The 17,303-nt window shown below is 70.3% G+C and carries 19 protein-coding genes; 2 read left to right on the top strand and 17 right to left on the bottom strand.

Annotated features, from left to right (window positions below):
- Positions 1–8: 8 nt before the first annotated feature.
- The 4 genes from LQK93_RS02855 to murA all read right to left on the bottom strand — a co-directional run bounded on the left by LQK93_RS02855 (position 9) and on the right by murA (position 4,318).
- Entirely contained in the window at positions 9–356 is a 348-nt protein-coding gene (locus LQK93_RS02855; protein ID WP_374970069.1) for a hypothetical protein, read from the bottom strand.
- Between the two features lie 20 nt (positions 357–376).
- The gene (locus tag LQK93_RS02860) at positions 377–2,395 is read right to left on the bottom strand and encodes a protein meaA (RefSeq protein ID WP_374971440.1); all 2,019 of its coding nucleotides are present in this window, start codon (positions 2,393–2,395) and stop codon (positions 377–379) included.
- A 103-nt stretch (positions 2,396–2,498) separates the two neighbouring features.
- The gene (locus LQK93_RS02865; RefSeq protein WP_374970070.1) at positions 2,499–2,879 is read right to left on the bottom strand and encodes an STAS domain-containing protein; all 381 of its coding nucleotides are present in this window, start codon (positions 2,877–2,879) and stop codon (positions 2,499–2,501) included.
- A 152-nt stretch (positions 2,880–3,031) separates the two neighbouring features.
- Positions 3,032–4,318, bottom strand: coding sequence for a UDP-N-acetylglucosamine 1-carboxyvinyltransferase (gene murA, locus LQK93_RS02870; protein WP_374970071.1), 1,287 nt, complete (start codon positions 4,316–4,318; stop codon positions 3,032–3,034).
- Positions 4,319–4,415: 97 nt separating this feature from the next.
- Between murA and LQK93_RS02875 the strand changes: the two genes are divergently transcribed.
- Positions 4,416–5,087 (top strand): cob(I)yrinic acid a,c-diamide adenosyltransferase, encoded by a 672-nt coding sequence (locus tag LQK93_RS02875; protein WP_374970072.1) that lies wholly within the window; start codon positions 4,416–4,418, stop codon positions 5,085–5,087.
- Positions 5,088–5,169: 82 nt separating this feature from the next.
- Here the strand turns inward: LQK93_RS02875 and LQK93_RS02880 are convergent, their stop codons facing one another.
- Both LQK93_RS02880 and LQK93_RS02885 read right to left on the bottom strand, forming a co-directional pair.
- Positions 5,170–5,607, bottom strand: coding sequence for a DUF2550 family protein (locus tag LQK93_RS02880; RefSeq protein ID WP_374970073.1), 438 nt, complete (start codon positions 5,605–5,607; stop codon positions 5,170–5,172).
- Positions 5,608–5,616: 9 nt separating this feature from the next.
- On the bottom strand, positions 5,617–5,892 hold the full coding sequence (locus LQK93_RS02885; protein ID WP_374970074.1) for a F0F1 ATP synthase subunit epsilon: 276 nt from the start codon (positions 5,890–5,892) through the stop codon (positions 5,617–5,619).
- Positions 5,893–6,011: 119 nt separating this feature from the next.
- Between LQK93_RS02885 and LQK93_RS02890 the strand changes: the two genes are divergently transcribed.
- Complete coding sequence (locus tag LQK93_RS02890) at positions 6,012–6,449, top strand: hypothetical protein (protein ID WP_374970075.1); 438 nt, start codon at positions 6,012–6,014, stop codon at positions 6,447–6,449.
- Between the two features lie 107 nt (positions 6,450–6,556).
- Here LQK93_RS02890 and LQK93_RS02895 read toward each other — a convergent pair whose 3' ends face one another.
- The 11 genes from LQK93_RS02895 to LQK93_RS02945 all read right to left on the bottom strand — a co-directional run bounded on the left by LQK93_RS02895 (position 6,557) and on the right by LQK93_RS02945 (position 17,265).
- A complete protein-coding gene (locus tag LQK93_RS02895; protein ID WP_374970076.1) occupies positions 6,557–8,062 on the bottom strand; it encodes an NAD(P)/FAD-dependent oxidoreductase in 1,506 nt (501 codons plus the stop codon).
- A 178-nt stretch (positions 8,063–8,240) separates the two neighbouring features.
- Positions 8,241–9,701 (bottom strand): F0F1 ATP synthase subunit beta, encoded by a 1,461-nt coding sequence (atpD, locus tag LQK93_RS02900; RefSeq protein WP_374970077.1) that lies wholly within the window; start codon positions 9,699–9,701, stop codon positions 8,241–8,243.
- Positions 9,702–9,731: 30 nt separating this feature from the next.
- Positions 9,732–10,670, bottom strand: a complete 939-nt coding sequence (locus LQK93_RS02905; RefSeq protein WP_374970078.1) for a F0F1 ATP synthase subunit gamma — start codon at positions 10,668–10,670, stop codon at positions 9,732–9,734.
- Positions 10,671–10,814: 144 nt separating this feature from the next.
- A complete protein-coding gene (gene atpA, locus LQK93_RS02910) occupies positions 10,815–12,446 on the bottom strand; it encodes a F0F1 ATP synthase subunit alpha (protein ID WP_374970079.1) in 1,632 nt (543 codons plus the stop codon).
- Between the two features lie 69 nt (positions 12,447–12,515).
- Complete coding sequence (locus tag LQK93_RS02915) at positions 12,516–13,328, bottom strand: F0F1 ATP synthase subunit delta (RefSeq protein ID WP_374970080.1); 813 nt, start codon at positions 13,326–13,328, stop codon at positions 12,516–12,518.
- On the bottom strand, positions 13,328–13,906 hold the full coding sequence (locus tag LQK93_RS02920) for a F0F1 ATP synthase subunit B (protein ID WP_374970081.1): 579 nt from the start codon (positions 13,904–13,906) through the stop codon (positions 13,328–13,330). The genes LQK93_RS02915 and LQK93_RS02920 overlap by 1 nt, the downstream gene beginning before the upstream one ends.
- Before the next feature lie 52 nt (positions 13,907–13,958).
- Positions 13,959–14,171, bottom strand: a complete 213-nt coding sequence (gene atpE, locus LQK93_RS02925) for an ATP synthase F0 subunit C (protein ID WP_070193816.1) — start codon at positions 14,169–14,171, stop codon at positions 13,959–13,961.
- A 96-nt stretch (positions 14,172–14,267) separates the two neighbouring features.
- Positions 14,268–15,050, bottom strand: coding sequence for a F0F1 ATP synthase subunit A (gene atpB / locus LQK93_RS02930; RefSeq protein ID WP_374970082.1), 783 nt, complete (start codon positions 15,048–15,050; stop codon positions 14,268–14,270).
- A 175-nt stretch (positions 15,051–15,225) separates the two neighbouring features.
- Positions 15,226–15,513 carry a hypothetical protein gene (locus tag LQK93_RS02935; RefSeq protein ID WP_374970083.1) on the bottom strand — a complete coding sequence of 96 codons (288 nt, stop codon included), beginning with the start codon at positions 15,511–15,513 and terminating at the stop codon, positions 15,226–15,228.
- A 14-nt stretch (positions 15,514–15,527) separates the two neighbouring features.
- Complete coding sequence (locus LQK93_RS02940) at positions 15,528–16,001, bottom strand: hypothetical protein (protein WP_374970084.1); 474 nt, start codon at positions 15,999–16,001, stop codon at positions 15,528–15,530.
- Positions 16,002–16,167: 166 nt separating this feature from the next.
- Positions 16,168–17,265, bottom strand: coding sequence for a glycosyltransferase family 4 protein (locus LQK93_RS02945; protein WP_374970085.1), 1,098 nt, complete (start codon positions 17,263–17,265; stop codon positions 16,168–16,170).
- Positions 17,266–17,303 lie beyond the last annotated feature (38 nt).

Genomic DNA, 17,303 nt, shown 5'->3' on the forward strand with positions numbered 1-17,303 from the left:
CACGCGCCTCAGCGCAGGCCCTCGATCGGCTGGCGTGACACGCCGTCCGCGTCGACGAGGAGCATGACCGGCTCGCCCGCCTCCCCGCCCCGCACGACCACGACCGTCTCGCCGCGGTGCCGGTCGACGAGCTCCTCGAGTCCCGACGACCCGTCGTGCAGGTCACCGTGCCCGAGGTGCGCGGGCACCCCCAGGTCGTCCGCCAGGGACTCGACCGGGCCGGTGTCGGGGACGTCGTCGGCGGCATACACTGCCTGGACCCGCTCGAGGTGGATCGCGGAGGCGAGCCACGCGACGTCGGTGAGCCCGGGAGGGTTGACGACGACGAGCCGTGCCGCGCACTGGAGGTCGCTCATACGGCTGACGCTACGCCGGCTCAGGCCGGCGCGGACTCGCGCACCGTGAGCCCACGTGCGGCACGGATCACACCGACCATCTCGGCCATGATGTCGTTGAGCCCGAAGTCCTTCGGCGTGAAGACCATGGCCACCCCGGCCGCTCGCAGGGCCGCGGCATCGGACTCCGGGATGATCCCGCCGACGATGACCGGCACGTCACCCGCGCCCGCCTCGCGCAGGCCGCGCAGCACCTCGGGGACGAGCTCCATGTGGGAGCCGCTGAGGATCGAGAGGCCGACGAGGTGGACGTCCTCCGCCACGGCCGCGGCAACGATCTGGTCCGGCGTGAGCCGGATGCCCTGGTAGACGACCTCGAACCCGGCGTCACGGGCCCGGACGGCCACCTGCTCGGCGCCGTTGCTGTGCCCGTCGAGGCCCGGCTTGCCGACGAGGATGCGCAGCTTCTCGCCGAGGTCCTCCCCGGTGCGGGCCACGAGGTCGCGGACCCGCGCCAGGGCGTCGCCGGGCTCGCTCGAGCCGACGCCCACCGAGCCGGAGACGCCGGTGGGGGCGCGGTACTCGCCGAACTGCTCCCGCAGGGCGGCGGCCCACTCCCCCGTGGTGACGTCGGCGCGCGCGCACTCGAGCGAGGCCGCCATGAGGTTGGCGTTCGTCGCGGCGTCGGCGCCGAGGCGCTCGAGGGCGGCCTCGGCCCGGGCCCGGCGGTCGGGGTCGGCGTCGCGGCTCTCGCGCCAGGCGCGTACGGCCTCGGCGGCGTGTCGCTCGACGTCGTGGTCGACGGTCTGGATCGCGGTTTCGAGGTCCGCCGTCAGCGGGTTGGGCTCGGTCGTCTCGAAACGGTTGAGACCCACGACGACGGACTCGCCCGACTCGATGCGGCGCCGGCGCTCGGCGTGCGAGGCCACCAGCGCGGCCTTCATGTAGCCGGACTCCACGGCCGCGACGGCGCCACCGAGCTGCTCGACCCGGGCCATCTCAGCCCGCGCACCCTCGACCAGGCCGGCGACCTTTGCCTCGACGACGTGCGAGCCGGCGAAGAGGTCGTCGTACTCGAGCAGGTCGGACTCGTAGGCGAGCACCTGCTGCATGCGCAGGCTCCACTGCTGGTCCCACGGCCGCGGGAGCCCGAGCGCCTCGTTCCACGCCGGGAGCTGGATGGCCCGGGCGCGGGCGTCCTTCGAGAGGGTCACCCCCAGCATTTCGAGGACGATGCGCTGGACGTTGTTCTCGGGCTGGGCCTCCGTCAGCCCGAGGCTGTTGACCTGCACCCCGTATCGGAACCGGCGGGCCTTGGCGTCCGTCACGCCGTAGCGCTCCCGGGTCAGCTCGTCCCACAGCTGCACGAAGGCGCGCATCTTGCACAGCTCCTCGACGAAGCGCACCCCCGCGTTGACGAAGAATGAGATGCGCGCCACGACGCTCGCGAACTCCTGGGGCGGCACCTGCCCGGAGTCACGCACCGCGTCGAGCACGGCGATCGCCGTGGACATCGCGTAGGCGATCTCCTGAACCGGCGTGGCCCCGGCCTCCTGCAGGTGGTAGCTGCAGATGTTGATCGGGTTCCACGTCGGGATCTCGCGGACCGTGTAGGCCACGAGGTCGGTGATGAGCCGCAGCGACGGTCCCGGCGGGAAGACGTAGGTTCCTCGCGAGAGGTACTCCTTGATGATGTCGTTCTGCGTCGTGCCCGACAGGGCGTGCACCCACTCGGCGGGGTCCTCGCCCGCCGCCTCGGCCTGCCGCTCGGCGCTGACCTGGTAGAGCGCGAGCAGCCACATCGCCGTGGCGTTGATCGTCATCGACGTGTTCATCTCGCGCAGGGGGATGCCGTCGAAGAGGGCCGCCATGTCGCCGACGTGGCTGATCGGCACGCCGACCTTGCCCACCTCGCCGCGGGCGAGCGCGTGGTCGGGGTCGTAGCCGGTCTGGGTCGGCAGGTCGAACGCGACCGAGAGCCCGGTCTGCCCCTTGGAGAGGTTGCGACGGTAGAGGGCGTTGCTCGCGGCGGCACTCGAGTGGCCGGCATACGTGCGCATGACCCACGGGCGGTCGGGCGTCACCCGAGGGGTGGGGGGCGGCGTGCTCTCCGTCGAAGACATGGCTCGACGGTAGCGGCGGCCTCGCGCGGCGAGGAGTCGCTCAGGCGGTGAGAGGCGCCACAGTCGCCGACGGATGGCCGCCCACCGGGATGTGGCGAGGGGCGGCGAGGAGGCGGTCGAGGCGGCACCCACGCAGCAGACGGGTCGTGCGCTCGCTCGCGTCGACGAGCAGCAGCCGGCGCTCGGCACGCGTGGCCCGCCGGTGGAGGTGGACGATGACCCCGAGACCCGTCGCGTCGCCGATCTCGGCGTCCCGCACGTGCAGGCGCAGCTCGCCGGGCCCCTGCGAGATGACTGCATGGATCGCGTCGCGGATGTCGGGGACCGTGTGGACGTCGAGGCGTCCCTCGATGATGACGTCGTGGCCGTCAGGCGCCTCGACGACCCGGACCAGACCCCTGCGGTGGGTGTTCAGCGTCATGTGGACCCCTTCCAAACGCTGTGACGTCACTCATGATGACGTCTCGACCGACGGAAACGTTGCCCCTTGGAGTCAAGAACTGGTCAAGAAAATACGAGCATCGCGGGTCGGACCGAGCGGCGTTTCGCGGCCCTCCGGACGTTCGTGACCGATCACTCGAAAGGGAGCTCGTCGTCCGGCTCGCGGATGACGTCGGCGCCGAGCGCGCGCAGCGCCACTTCGAACCGTGGGTAGCCGCGGTCGATGTGGTGCACGCTGCTCACGAGCGTCTCGCCCTCGGCCACCAGACCGGCCAGCACGAGGGCGGCTCCGGAGCGGATGTCGCTGCTGACGACCGGTGCCCCGGAGAGGATCTCGACGCCGTGCGTCATCACGTGGTGCCCGTCGATCTGGGCGTCGGCCCCGAGGCGCGCGAGCTCCTGCACGGTGCGGAAGCGCGCCTCGAAGAGGTTCTCCGTCACCATGGCGGAGCCATCGGCGACGGCGTTGTAGGTCAGCGCGAAGGGCTGCAGGTCGGTCGGGAAACCCGGGTAGGGCAGCGTCGCGACGTCGAAGGCGCGGGGACGCCGCTCCCGGGCCGAGACCCGGAAGCCGGCGTCGGTCAACGCGACCTCGCAGCCCGCCTGCTCGAGAGCGCCGAGGGGCGCCCGCAGGTGCTCGGCCACGCCCCCGACCACCTCGATGTCGCCGCGGGTCGTGGCGGCCGCGAAGGCCCACGTGCCGGCCGCGATCCGGTCGGGGACCACGGCGTGGCGGGTGGGGGTCAGCCCCTCGACACCGTGGACCGTGATGCGGGACGTGCCGGCACCCTCGACACAGGCGCCCATCGAGATGAGCATCTCGGCGATGTCGACGATCTCCGGTTCCCGGGCGACGTTGTCGATGGTCGTCGTGCCGCGCGCCAGCGCCGCTGCCGTGAGGATGTTCTCCGTCGCGCCGACGCTCGGGAAGTCGAGCCGGATGTCGGCCCCCTGCAACCCGTTGGGAGCGGTTGCCACGAGATATCCGTGCGTCACGTGCACCTCGGCACCGAGGGCCTCCAGTCCTGCGGCGTGCAGGTCCAGGCCGCGCGAGCCGATGGCGTCACCGCCGGGCACCGCGACGTCGGCCTCCCCGACCCGCGCCACGAGCGGCCCGAGCACCGAGATGGAGGCGCGCAGGGCGCGGACGAGCTCGTAGTCGGCGCGGTGACCGATGCGCTCGGGCACGTCCAGCACCACGACGCCGGCAGCGGCGTCGTAGTCCACGTCCACACCGAGGCGGCGGAGCAGCTCCGCCATGATCGTGACGTCGGCGATGGCCGGGACGTTGGTCAGCGTCGTGCGGCCGACGGCCAGCAGGGCCACGGCCATGAGCTTCAGGGCGCTGTTCTTGGCTCCGACGACGCTCACCCGGCCGACGAGGTGCGCGCCGCCCACGACGCGGAATCGCTCTCTCACCCGAGAACCCTAGCGGGCCTCATCGGGGCGCCGGCCGGACCTCGGTGACCACGACCGAGGTCCGGGGGCGGGACCTCGGGGTGAGAGAGTGGGCCCCATGGTCAACCTGACGCGGATCTACACGCGAACCGGCGACGACGGCACGACGAGCCTCGGCGACTTCTCGAGGGTCAGCAAGAACGACGCCCGGCTGCATGCGTACGCCGACTCCAACGAGGCCAACGCCGCCATCGGTATCGCCGTCGCGTGCGGGGAGCTCCGGGACGAGGTCGTCGCGACCCTGCGCCGCGTGCAGAACGAGCTCTTCGACGTCGGTGCGGACCTCTCGACGCCGCTGCGCGAGACCTACGACTACCCACCCCTGCGCGTCGAGCAGCCCTGGGTCGACGACCTCGAGAAGGACTGCGACCACTACCTGGAGCAGGTGGAGAAGCTGCGGTCGTTCATCCTGCCCGGCGGCACGGCCGGCTCCGCCTACCTGCACCTGGCGACGACCATCGTCCGCCGCGCCGAGCGGTCGGCCTGGGCGGCGATCGACCAGCACGGCACCGCGCCCGCGGCCACCGGGTCCGAACCGAAGGGGGTCCGCGGCGTCGGCGGCGTCAACGTGCTGACTGCGAAGTACCTCAACCGGCTCTCGGACCTGCTCTTCATCCTCGCGCGCGTCGCCAACAAGCCGATCGGCGGGGACGTGCTGTGGCAGCCCGGTGGCGGCCGCGTCGAGAAGCCGGAGCGCGCCGAGAAGCCGGAGCGCGCCGAGAAGCACTGAGCCGGCCACCCGGCACACCGGCGGTGATGCGGGGGCGGGGGCAGCTCGATGCCGCGCCTCGTGAGGCGTCAGGGGTAAGGCGTCAGGCGACGTTGACGTTGTAACCGGGAGGCGAGGCCTCCTGCCAGGACCGCAGCGCTGTGTAGGCAGGCGCCTGCAGGGCCAGGTCGAAACGGTCGTCGCCGTCGCTGCACGGCACCCGGCTCGCACCCGGCAGCAGCGGGATCGACTCGGCGCCCTGCAGCGGCACCGGCGCATCGAGGAGCAGGCGCTGGCGCAGCCAGCGCCGCTTGGGACGCAGGGAGACGCCCCCGAGGGTGTACCACTCGAGGGCGTTGTCACCGAACCGGATGAGGCCCAGGCGCCAGCGGTCGGTGCCGGGCCGGCGCAGGCCGCAGAGCGTCAGCGGCAGGCCCTTGGCGATGTAGCGGCGGCGCAGGTAGGTCGTCGCGAGGACGACCACGGCGGCCATCAGCAGCGTGCCGATCAGGACCTCGGTGGAGATCAGAGCGGACGGCACGCAGCGGCCTCAGTTCGCCGGGAGTGACGACGCGTCGACGTGCTCGGCGACGATCGTCACGACGTCGGAGTCGACGGAGAGGAAGCCGCCGTCGACCGTCACCGTGCGACGCTCGCCCTCGAGCGACTCGATGGCGACCTCGCCCTCGACGAGCACTCCGAGCAGCGGGGCGTGGCCGGGCAGGATGCCGAGCTCACCGGAGATGGACCGGGCGCGTACGAACTTGGCCTCGCCCTCCCAGACCTTCCGGTCGGCGGCAACCATCTCAACCTTGAGCGAACTCACGTTTCCTCCGGATCGTGGGGGTGTGCCCCTGAGTTTAGTGCCTCTGGCAGGATGCTCCGAACGCGCGGGGTCGAGCCTGGCCCACCCCGCTTCCCGACCCTCCACAAGGAGTCCCGACCATGAGCACCACCGTCTCCGACGCCCTCCTCGAACCGTCGCGCCGGCCCGTCGCCGTCACGGCCCTCACCGACGTCGTCGACGCGGAGGTGGCCGAGAAGTCAGGGATCGGTGGCGTCGCCGTCAAGGCGGGCTACGCCACGGTCAAGAAGCTCGGCGGCGGCTTCGTGCAGCGCGCCACCGACCGTCTGCTCCCGCAGTTCGCCACGGCCCTCGACCCCTTCTGGGCCACGAAGGGCGACCGCCCCTTCGGTGACCACCTGGCCGCGCAGCCCGAGGCGGTGGCCGACGCCCTGCTCGCCGTGACGGACGCCAGGGCGGCGAGCACGTCGCACGCCTCCGCGGCCAAGGTCTACGGCTCCCTGCGGGGCAAGGCCAAGGAGCATGTCGTCGCCGCTCTCCCCCGCCTCGGCTCGGCCGTGGAGCGCCTCGTGCGCTGACGGCCCCGAGCAGGTATGCCGCGGGGCCGGGTCGCGCGACCCGGCCCCGCTCCACACGTGGCTCTGCACAGGTGGCTCTGCACACGTGGGTGGCCGCCCGAGGTGGCTCAGTCCCCGCGGGGGTGCTCCGCGGGGACCTGGTTGGCACCGGCCGACGCCTGTGCCGCCGGGGTAGGGACGCCCTGCGCACGAGCGGCGACGTGGGCGTGGGGCCCGGGGCCGGCGTCCAGCAGGTCTGTCTCCTCGTGAGGGCGGTCCTGTGCCAGGCGTGGCAGCGCCGGGCCGAACTCGTCGCCGAGGTCGGCGATGGCCTGCCGGGCGAACACCTGCTGCTCGGTCACCACACGCTCGGACCGCCCCCGACCGATGAAGGTCACCACCCAGTGCAGCAGCGTGGTGATGCGGTGCTTGAAGCCGATGATGTAGACGAGGTGCACCGCGAGCCACAGCAGCCAGGCGAAGAAGCCGCTGAACTGTGCCTTGCCGACCGACGCCACGGCGGAGAACCGCGAGATCGTGGCCATGGAGCCCTTGTCGAAGTACTCGAACGGGCCCTTCGGCTCGCGGCCGTCGAGGCGCCGCATGATCTGCTCGGCGGCATAGCGGCCGCCCTGGATCGCGACCTGCGCCACCCCTGGAAGCTCGCGCAGCGACATCATGTCGCCGACCACGAACACCTCCGGGTGGCCCGGGAGGGTCAGGTCGTCCTGGACCGCGATGCGGCCGGCGCGGTCGAGCTGGGCGCCCGTCTGGTCGGCCAGCTGGCGCCCGAGCGGCGAGGCGCTGACCCCGGCCGCCCAGACCTTGCACACCGACTCGATGCGCTCACGTCGGCCGTCCTCGAGCTCGACCTCGATGCCGGTGGAGTCGACGTCGACGACCTTGGCACCGAGGCGCACCTCGACGCCCATGTCCGTGAGGCGCTTGACTGCCCGCTCCCCCAGCTTCTCGCCGAACGAGCTGAGCACTGCGGGAGCCGCGTCGAGGAGGATGACCCGCGCCTTGGTGGGGTCGATCCGCCGGAAGTCGCCCCGCAGCGTGCGCTTCGCGAGCTCCGAGATCTGCCCCGCCATCTCGACCCCCGTGGGTCCGGCCCCCACGACGACGAACGTCATGAGGCGGTCTCGCTCGGCCTGCGTCGAGGCCAGCTCGGCCAGCTCGAACGAGCCGAAGATGCGGCCGCGGAGCTCGAGGGCGTCGTCGATCGACTTCATGCCGGGGGCGTGCCGCGCGAACTCGTCGTTGCCGAACCAGGACTGGCCGGCCCCGGCGGCCACGATGAGCGAGTCGTACGGCGTGACCGTCTCGCGCCCCACGGCCGTGTGCGTCACCGTCCTCGCGTCCAGGTCGATGTCGGTCACCTGTCCGAGAAGGACCGTGGCGTTGCGCTGGGAGCGCAGCACCTCGCGCGTCGAGGGCGCGATCTCGCCCTCGGACAGGATGCCGGTGGCGACCTGGTAGAGCAGCGGCTGGAAGAGGTGGTGGGAGGTCCGCGCGATCAGGGTGATGTCGACGTCGGCGCCCTTGAGCTTCTGCGTGCTGAACAACCCGCCGAAACCCGATCCGATCACCACGACCCGGTGGCGTGGGGCCTGTTGGGTGGACGTGCTCACGATTCTCCTTGGGCTGGTGTGGAGGTGCTGGTCCCGTCGGCGCTGACGTCGTTCGTCTGTGCCAACACTGGGAGGCGTACCCGCATGCCCGCCGGTGACGCGAGAAACCGGACATGACGAGGCGGGGAGGCGCCCCTGAAGGGCACCTCCCCGCCTCGGGTGTGTCGAACCGCTCGAGTCAGAGGTTCTTCTGGATCTCCGCCCACTGGCGCTCGACGTCGTCGAGGCCACCGCACATGAAGAACGCCTGCTCGGCGACGTGGTCGTACTCGCCGTCGGCGATCTTCGTGAACGCCTCGATGGTGTCCTTGAGCGGCACCGTCGAACCCTCGATGCCGGTGAACTGCTTGGCGACGTAGGTGTTCTGCGACAGGAAGCGCTGGATGCGACGAGCGCGGTTGACGAGGATCTTGTCCTCTTCGGAGAGCTCGTCGATACCGAGGATCGCGATGATGTCCTGCAGCTCCTTGTTGCGCTGGAGGATCGACCGGATCCGCACCGCGGTGCTGTAGTGGTCCTGCGTGACGTAGCGCGGGTCGAGGATTCGCGAGGTCGAGGACAGCGGGTCGACGGCGGGGTAGATGCCCATCGACGCGATGTCACGGGAGAGCTCGGTCGTCGCGTCGAGGTGCGCGAACGTCGTGGCCGGAGCCGGGTCGGTGTAGTCGTCGGCCGGCACGTAGATCGCCTGCATCGAGGTGATCGAGTGACCGCGGGTCGAGGTGATGCGCTCCTGGAGGGTGCCCATCTCGTCGGCCAGGGTGGGCTGGTAACCCACGGCGGACGGCATACGGCCGAGGAGGGTGGAGACCTCCGAGCCGGCCTGCGTGAAGCGGAAGATGTTGTCGATGAACAGGAGCACGTCCTGCTTCTGGACATCGCGGAAGTACTCCGCCATCGTCAGCGCCGACAGGGCGACACGAAGACGCGTGCCCGGCGGCTCGTCCATCTGGCCGAACACGAGGGCGGTCTGTCCGAGGACGCCCGCCTCCTCCATCTCGACCATGAGGTCGTTGCCCTCACGGGTGCGCTCGCCGACACCGGCGAACACCGACACACCACCGTGGTCACGGGCGACACGGGCGATCATCTCCTGGATGAGCACCGTCTTGCCCACACCGGCACCACCGAAGAGGCCGATCTTGCCACCCTGGACGTAGGGGGTCATGAGGTCGATGACCTTGATGCCCGTCTCGAACATCGTCGTCTTGGACTCGAGCTGGTCGAAGGCCGGGGCCTTGCGGTGGATGCCCCAGCGCTCCTTGACCTCGAGCCGCTCACCCTCGGCGAGGTTCATGCACTCGCCGGTCGTGTTGAACACGTGGCCGAGGGTCACGTCACCCACGGGGACGGTGATCGGGCCGCCGGTGTCCTGCACGGCCGCGCCGCGGACGAGGCCGTCGGTCGGCTGGAGCGAGATCGCGCGGACCATGTTGTCGCCGATGTGCTGGGCGACCTCGAGGTTGAGGTGCTTGGTCTCACCCGTGAGGGTCACCTCGGTCGTGAGCAGGTTGTACTGCTCCGGCATCGCGTCCGAGGGGAACTCGACGTCGACGACGGGGCCGATGATCCGGGAGATGCGGCCGACGCCGCCCGCGGCCTCGGCAGCCACCGCGTTGTCACTGACGGTTGCAGTCATGGTTGTTGACTTCCTTACCTTCTGGGCGGGTTACTTCGTGGCGTCGGCGAGGGCGTTGGCGCCGCCCACGATTTCGCTGATCTCTTGGGTGATGCCGGCCTGGCGCGCCTGGTTGGCGAGGCGCTCGTACTTCTTGATGAGCTCCGTCGCGTTGTCGGTGGCCGACTTCATGGCGCGCTGGCGGGCGGCCAGCTCGGAGGCCGCCGAGCTGAGCAGGGCGGTGTAGATCCGGTTGCGGACGTACTTCGGGAGCAGCAGGTCGAGGACCTCGGCGGCGCTCGGCTCGAAGGAGTACTCGGGCGGGATCTGCCCCTCCTCGTAGTGCCGCACGCTGAGGTCGATGGACTCGTCCTCGGCCGCCTCGTCGGCCCCGACGACCTCGAGAGGCAGCAGGCGCAGCACGTGCGGCTCCTGGCGGACCATGGAACGGAACCGGGTGAAGACGACGTGGATCTCGTCGTGGCCGCCCTCGGCGGTGTCCTTGAGGAAGTCCGCGGTGATCCGGTCGGCGATCTCCTTGGCGTTCTCGAACGTCGGGGCGTCGGAGAAGCCCGTCCACTCGGCTGCGTAGGAGCGCTTGCGGAACTTGTAGTAGCTCACTGCCTTGCGGCCGACGAGGTAGGGCACGACCTCCTTGCCCTCGGCCGTCAGGCGCGAGATGAGACCCGCGCTCTCCTTGATCGCGGCGACGGAGTAGGCACCGGCAAGTCCGCGGTCCGCCGTGATGATGACGACGCCGGCCCGCGTGGCGGTCTCCTTCGCCGTCGTCAACGGGTGGTCCTCGTTCGTGTTGGTCGCCACCGCGGACACGGCGCGGGTCAGCGCGGTCGTGTACGGCATCGCCTCGGTGGCCCGCTGCCGGGCCTTGACGACGCGGGCGGCGGCGATCAGCTCCATCGCGTTGGTGATCTTCTTGATGGAGTTGACGGACTTGATGCGCTGGCGGTAGATCCGCATCTGCGCTCCCATGTGCTCCGCCTCTCTTGATGTCGTAAGTCTGCGTTCGTGGGGTGGATCGGGTCTACCCCGATGCCGTATGCGTTGGGCTGCCCCGGAGCGCCCGCTCAGCCGAGCGGGCGCCCCGGGGACGCGGGGCCGTGCAGCCCCGCCCGGTTACTTCTGCTTGACGATCTGCGCCTGCGTGATCTGGTCGTCGGCGATCTCGTCGAACTCCTCGTTGCCAGGCTCGAGACCGTCCCGGCCGGTGCCGCGGAAGGTGAACTTCACCTCGTCCACCACCTTGGCCAGGGCCGCCTCGGTGTCCTCGTCGAGCTTGAGGGTCTCGCGGATCGTCTGGAGGATCTTGCCCTCGCGGCGCAGCGTCTCGAGCAGCTCCTGCTCGAAGTTGCGCACGTCCTCGACGGCGATGTCGTCGAGCCGGCCGGTGGTGCCGGTCCAGATCGAGACGACCTGCTCCTCGACGGGGTACGGCGAGCTCTGCGGCTGCTTGAGCAGCTCGACGAGGCGCGCACCACGGGCCAGCTGGGCTCGCGAGGCCGGGTCGAGGTCGGAGGCGAACATCGCGAACGCCTCCATGGCGCGGAACTGGGCGAGGTCGAGCTTGAGGCGGCCGGCGACCGACTTCATCGCCTTGATCTGCGCGGCACCACCGACGCGCGAGACCGAGACACCCACGTCGATGGCCGGACGCACGTTGGCGTTGAAGAGGTCGGCCTGCAGGTAGATCTGGCCGTCGGTGATCGAGATGACGTTGGTCGGGATGTACGCCGAGACGTCACCCGCCTTCGTCTCGATGATCGGCAGACCCGTCATGGAGCCGTGGCCCAGGTCGTCGGACAGCTTCGCGCAGCGCTCGAGCAGGCGCGAGTGCAGGTAGAAGACGTCGCCCGGGTAGGCCTCGCGGCCCGGCGGACGGCGCAGCAGCAGCGACACGGCGCGGTAGGCCTCGGCCTGCTTGCTCAGGTCGTCGAAGACGATGAGGACGTGCTTGCCCTGGTACATCCAGTGCTGGCCGATGGCCGAACCGGTGTACGGGGCGAGGTACTTGAAGCCGGCCGAGTCGGACGCGGGGGCCGCGACGATCGTGGTGTACTCGAGCGCGCCGGCCTCCTCGAGGGTGCCGCGGACCGACGCGATGGTCGAGCCCTTCTGACCGATGGCGACGTAGATGCAGCGGACCTGGGCCTCGGGGTCGCCGGAATCCCAGTTGCGCTTCTGGTTGATGATCGTGTCGATCGCGACCGTGGTCTTGCCGGTCTGCCGGTCGCCGATGATCAGCTGGCGCTGGCCGCGGCCGATCGGGGTCATGGCGTCGATCGACTTGATCCCGGTCTGGAGCGGCTCGTGCACCGACTTGCGCTGGACGACCGTTGGCGCCTGCAGCTCGAGCGCACGGCGCTCGTTGCTCTGGATCTCGCCGAGACCGTCGATCGGGTTGCCGAGCGGGTCCACGACGCGGCCCAGGAAGGCGTCGCCCACCGGGACCGAGAGGACCTCGCCCGTGCGCTTGACGGTCTGGCCCTCCTCGATGCCCGCGAAGTCACCGAGGACGACGACGCCGATCTCGTGGACGTCGAGGTTGAGCGCGAGGCCCAGCGTGCCGTCCTCGAACTGCAGCAGCTCGTTGGTCATGGCCGAGGGCAGACCCTCGACGTGAGCGATGCCGTCACCGGCGTCGGTGACGCGGCCGACCTCTTCGCGGGAGGCCGCGCCGGGCTCGTAGGACTGGACGAACGACTCCAGTGCCTGCCGGATCTCCTCCGGACGGATCGAAAGCTCCGTCATGTCAGATCTTCTCCTCGATTTCGACCCGCAGGACGGGCCGGTGGTTGTTCACAGCTGGTGGTGGACGCCTCAGGCGCCCAGGGCCCGGCGGGCCGCGTCGAGCTTGCGGATGACGGTCCCGTCGATGACCTCGTCACCGATCTCGACCTTGACCCCGCCCAGGACCCGAGGGTCGACGACGGTGTTGACGTGGACCGTGCCGCCGTAGAGGGCGGCGAGCCCTGCAGCGAGGCGGGTGCGGTCGTCGTCGGTGAGCGGAACGGCCGAGGTGACGATGGCCGTCTGCTGCTCGCGGCGGCTCGTGGCCGTCTCGAGGTAGAGCTCCATGACCCGGTCGAAGCGGCGGCCACGCGGGCCGACCACCGCATGCCTGACGAGCACGAGCGTCTCGGGCGTCACCTTGTCGCGCAGCAGCGAGGACACCAGGTCGGCGCGCTTGTCGGCCGGGGCCTGCGAGTCGGACAGCGCCGCGCGCAGGGCGGGGTCGGCGGCCACGATGCGCTCGAACCGGAACAGCTCGTCCTCGAGGCGGTCGGCGCGCCCGGCGATCTCAGCCTCCGCGATGACCGACTCGACGGCAAACCGCTCGAGGGTGTCGGTGAGGTCGCGCTCGGAGCTCCACCGCTGGGCGAAGACGCTCTTGAGGACGGCCAGCGCCTCGGCGCTGACCTTGCCCCCGAAGAGCCGCTCAGCGAGTTGGGCCTTGTCCGCCCCCTCGCGCGAGGGGTCGGCGACCGCGCGACGCAGGGTCGCGCTGCCGTCGATCACGGCGACGACCGCGAAGAGCTCCTCGGCCAACCGCATGCGGCCCACACCGGCCGCGAGCACGCCGGTGAACGCCTCGCGACTCGCCGCCGCTGCTGCGCGTGAGGGTCCCTGCATCAGCGGTCCCCGACCTTCTCACGGACGACGTCGCCCGACTCGAGCTCGGCGAGGAAGCGCTCCACGGTGCCCTTCTGACGGGTCTCCTCCTGGAGGGACTCGCCGACGATGCGGCTGGCCAGGTCGATCGAGATGCGGCCGAGGTCGCGGCGGAGCGCGACGATCGCCTGCTGGCGCTCGGCCTCGATCTGCTTGTGAGCCGTCTCGGTGATCCGGGCCGCCTCGGCCGCCGCGTGCTCGCGCATCTCGGCGAGGATCTGCGCGCCCTGGGCCTTCGCCTCCTCACGGATGCGGGCGGCCTCAGCCCGAGCCTCGACCAACTGGGCCTGGTACTGCTCGAGCGCGGCCTGGGCCTGGGCCTGGGCCTCCTCCGCCTTGTGCATCCCGCCCTCGATGGCAGCCGTGCGCTCGGCGTAGATCTGCTCGAGGCGCGGCATGACCTTGCTCTTCACGATGAGGTAGATGATCGCGAAGACCACGAGGCCGAAGATGAACTCCAGCGGGTGCGGGATGATCGGTGCCGCGGTGGCCCAGAAGCCGCCCTCGCCGCCACTGGCGGTCACGGTCACTGCTTGCATGAGGGTCTCCTAGAGAGAAACGAACGGTACGACGGAGGGGCCCGGTGGGCTGTCAGCCAGCCTTGAAGACGAACGCGAGCGCGATACCGAAGATGGCGAGCGCCTCGGTGATGGCCATGCCGAGGAAGGCGATCGGCTGAAGCATGCCGCGGGCCTCGGGCTGACGAGCGACGCCGTTGATGTAGGCGGCGAAGATCAGGCCGACACCGATACCGGGGCCGATGGCGGAGAGGCCGTAACCGAGGATGGCGATGTTGCCGGTCATGTTGATTCCATTTCCTTCTGGTCGGTCCCGTTGGCGGTTACCAGCGGGGCTGGGTCAAGCGTGGGTGGAACAGGTGGTGCAGCTGGGGGGCGGCCGTCAGTGCTCGTCGGCCAGGGCGCCGCCGATGTAGAGCGCGGCGAGGAGGGTGAAGACGTAGGCCTGTAGGAACTCGACCAGCAGCTCGAAGAGCGTCATCACGAAGGCGAAGATCCACGTGACACCGCCGGCGACGACGAGGATGCCGCCGTTGGTCAGCATGTACCAGCCGCCGGTGATGAACAGGACGATGAGGATGTGGCCGGCGAACATGTTGCCGAAGAGTCGCAGGGCGAGCGTGACCGGCCGCGTGAACAGGTCGGTGATCAGCTCGAGGATGAAGATCGGCAGGATCATCGCCTTGGGCAGACCCGCGGGGACGAGGGACTTCCAGTAGCCGAGGAAGCCGTGCTTGCGCATGCCCACCACGTGGAAGACGACCCAGACGATCAGCGACAGCGCGATCGGGAAGCCGATGCGGCTCATCGTCGGGTAGCTGAACGGCGGCAGGACGCCGAAGATGTTGTTCACGAGGATGACCATGAACAGCGAGAACAGCAGCGGGACGAACTTGAGGAACTCCTTGGACCCGATGAGGTCCTTGGCGATGCCGTTGCGCACCAGCCCGTAGACCGCCTCGGTCGCCATCTGGCCACGGCTCGGGACGATCGCCTTCTTGCGCGTCGTCGCCAGGAGGTACCAGGCGAGCAGGATGGCCGACGCGACCATCAGCAGGCTCGGACGGGTGATGGCCCAGGGACCGCTGGTGCCGAACAGCGGCTGCCAGAACTCGCTGACTCCAGGGGCCTCGAAGTCCGTCGGTGCGGCGGCAACGATGCTCACGGATTACTCCTTCGTACGTTCTGGGCGCTTGGGCCGACCAGCGGCATCAGCAGTTCAGGGGCAGTGCAGGGGGCGTGGTCGAGGGCTGGACCCCGGTTCGGCAGCTCGGCGGCCGAGGCGCTGGTCGGCGGCACGGTGCTCGGCCGCACGCGCGAGGTCAGGATCGGCAGTCTGCTCAATGGGTACCGTATCGGAACCAGATGAGGTATAGCGACAAGGCCATCCCGCCCACGATGCCGGCGCCGACCAGCCAGGACGTGCCCAGCCAGTGGTCGGCGAGGGCGCCGAGCCCGCCGTAGATCAGCGGCCCGGTCAGCATGTAGGCGACAGCCCGCCAGGCGGAGTCCGCCTCGCGCCGGTTGAACGCCTGGAGCTGCTCCTGGCGCTCCTCCTCGGTGGGCTCGCTGGACTGCTCCCGGTCGGGACCCACGTCGTCCGGCTCGCCAGGCGTCGGTGTGCTCATGTCGGTCTCCGCTCTCACGGCTCATCACGCGGCTCCGGCCTCGGCGGGCGGTCGAGGGAGGCCTCACCGTCGGGGTCGTACGCGAAGATCCGCAGGCGCTTGTAGGCGCGCATCTCGAAGAACAGCCACACCACGGCGCACACCGTGATGGACAGCCCGATGGCGTAGCCGGAGGCCCACGCGACGTCGCGCAGCGCGAACATCACGACGCCGAGCACGAGCACCTTGAGGGTGTAGGTGGCCATCACCACCATCATCGTCGTGGTCGGGGCCAGGTCGGCCGTGCGCTTCATGACGAGAAGCGTCAGGCTGAAGAAGAAGATGACGAGCGCGGCGCCGAGCGCTGCCGACCAGGCGGCCTTCGGGCTCGAGAAGAGGCCGACGACGACGCAGACGAGGCCGGTGACCGCCGTCGGGAGCAGGGAGCCCCGGAGGAGCTGCGCGAACGCATCGGACTGTGACGCGTTGCCGGCCGGTGTGGCGCTCAAGGAGGACCTGCCTGGGGGGGTCGGGAGGCGTGGTGCGCTGGCTCTCCCAGGCCGCGGCTGACTCGTCGAGACGCGGGGCCTGGGGTGTGCAAGGGGATGTGCGAGGGGGGTTTTGCAGCACCTCCGGACGCCTTCTCAGACTGCCCTCAGGTGCTTGTGAATGCTATCACAAGCGCTCGGAGGGCCTCCACCGCGGGAGCCAGACCGTGAGCACCACTCCCATGGCCGCTGCCGCGCCCACGACGGCCAGCGGGCGCAGCCCGTCCCAGATGACGAAGGACACCGAGCCGAGCGCGACGATGGCGGCCCAGAGGTAGAGGATGAGCACGGCCCGGCGGTGGCCGTGGCCGATCCGCAGCATCCGGTGGTGCAGGTGCATGGCGTCCGGGTGCCAGGGTCGCTGGCCGGCGCGGGTGCGGCGCACGACGGCGAGCAGCATGTCGAGCAAGGGCAGCAGCAGCACGGCGAGCGGGACGAGGATCGGGAGGAAGGCCGCCGACACCTCGTTGGCGCTCACCTCGGCCGGGTCGACGTTGCCCGTCAGGGTGATCGTCGCGGCCGAGAGCAGCAGGCCCAGGGTCAGTGCTCCCGAGTCGCCCATGAAGAGGCGGGCGGGGTGGAAGTTGTGCGGCAGGAAGCCGGCGCAGCAGCCGACCAGGGCGGCGCAGATGAACGTCGCCGTGGAGAAGACGTTGGCCGGCACGAAGGAGCGGGACACCAGGTAGCTGTAGATGAAGAACGCGAACGCAGCGATCCCCACGACGCCGGCCGCGAGCCCGTCGAGGCCGTCGATGAAGTTCACCGCGTTGGTCGAGGCGATGACGACGAGCACCGTGAACAGCACGAGCACCGGAGTCGGCAGGATCGTCGTGCCGAAGATGGGCAGCGACAGCAGCTGCACCCCGCTGTACGCCATCAGGCCGGCTGCCAGCATCTGGCCTGCCAGCTTGGTCAGCCAGTCCAGCTCCCGGATGTCGTCGAAGGCGCCGAGCAGGCAGACGATGCCTCCTGCCGCGACCACGCCGAGGATCTGCTTGGTGGAGAACAGCGTGCCGAGGTAGGGCAGCGCCCTCGCCACGAGCGCGGCGGCCACGAAGCCGATGTAGATCCCCACTCCCCCGAGTCGCGGGATCGGCGTCTTGTGGACGTCGCGCTCACGGACCGCCGTGAACGCGCCCGTCGCCACGGCGAGGCTGCGCACGAAGGGTGTGGCGAGGTACGTGACCGCCGCGGCCACGATGAGGACGAGGACGTACTCGTGCACCTACCGACCTTCGCTCGGGAGCCGACGCTGGGACGCGC

The sequence above is a fragment of the Terrabacter sp. BE26 genome, assembly GCF_041941675.1.
In the GTDB taxonomy this organism is placed as follows: Bacteria; Actinomycetota; Actinomycetes; order Actinomycetales; family Dermatophilaceae; genus Terrabacter.

Excerpts from the sequence above, each read along its gene's own strand:
- LQK93_RS02855 (WP_374970069.1), bottom strand. The coding sequence starts at position 356 with ATGAGCGACCTCCAGTGCGCGGCACGGCTCGTCGTCGTCAACCCTCCC.
- LQK93_RS02860 (WP_374971440.1), bottom strand. The coding sequence starts at position 2,395 with ATGCGCACGTATGCCGGCCACTCGAGTGCCGCCGCGAGCAACGCCCTC.
- LQK93_RS02865 (WP_374970070.1), bottom strand. The coding sequence starts at position 2,879 with ATGACGCTGAACACCCACCGCAGGGGTCTGGTCCGGGTCGTCGAGGCG.
- LQK93_RS02875 (WP_374970072.1), top strand. The coding sequence starts at position 4,416 with ATGGTCAACCTGACGCGGATCTACACGCGAACCGGCGACGACGGCACG.
- LQK93_RS02890 (WP_374970075.1), top strand. The coding sequence starts at position 6,012 with ATGAGCACCACCGTCTCCGACGCCCTCCTCGAACCGTCGCGCCGGCCC.
- atpD (WP_374970077.1), bottom strand. The coding sequence starts at position 9,701 with ATGACTGCAACCGTCAGTGACAACGCGGTGGCTGCCGAGGCCGCGGGC.
- LQK93_RS02905 (WP_374970078.1), bottom strand. The coding sequence starts at position 10,670 with ATGGGAGCGCAGATGCGGATCTACCGCCAGCGCATCAAGTCCGTCAAC.
- atpA (WP_374970079.1), bottom strand. The coding sequence starts at position 12,446 with ATGACGGAGCTTTCGATCCGTCCGGAGGAGATCCGGCAGGCACTGGAG.
- LQK93_RS02915 (WP_374970080.1), bottom strand. The coding sequence starts at position 13,328 with ATGCAGGGACCCTCACGCGCAGCAGCGGCGGCGAGTCGCGAGGCGTTC.
- LQK93_RS02920 (WP_374970081.1), bottom strand. The coding sequence starts at position 13,906 with ATGCAAGCAGTGACCGTGACCGCCAGTGGCGGCGAGGGCGGCTTCTGG.
- atpE (WP_070193816.1), bottom strand. The coding sequence starts at position 14,171 with ATGACCGGCAACATCGCCATCCTCGGTTACGGCCTCTCCGCCATCGGC.
- LQK93_RS02935 (WP_374970083.1), bottom strand. The coding sequence starts at position 15,513 with ATGAGCACACCGACGCCTGGCGAGCCGGACGACGTGGGTCCCGACCGG.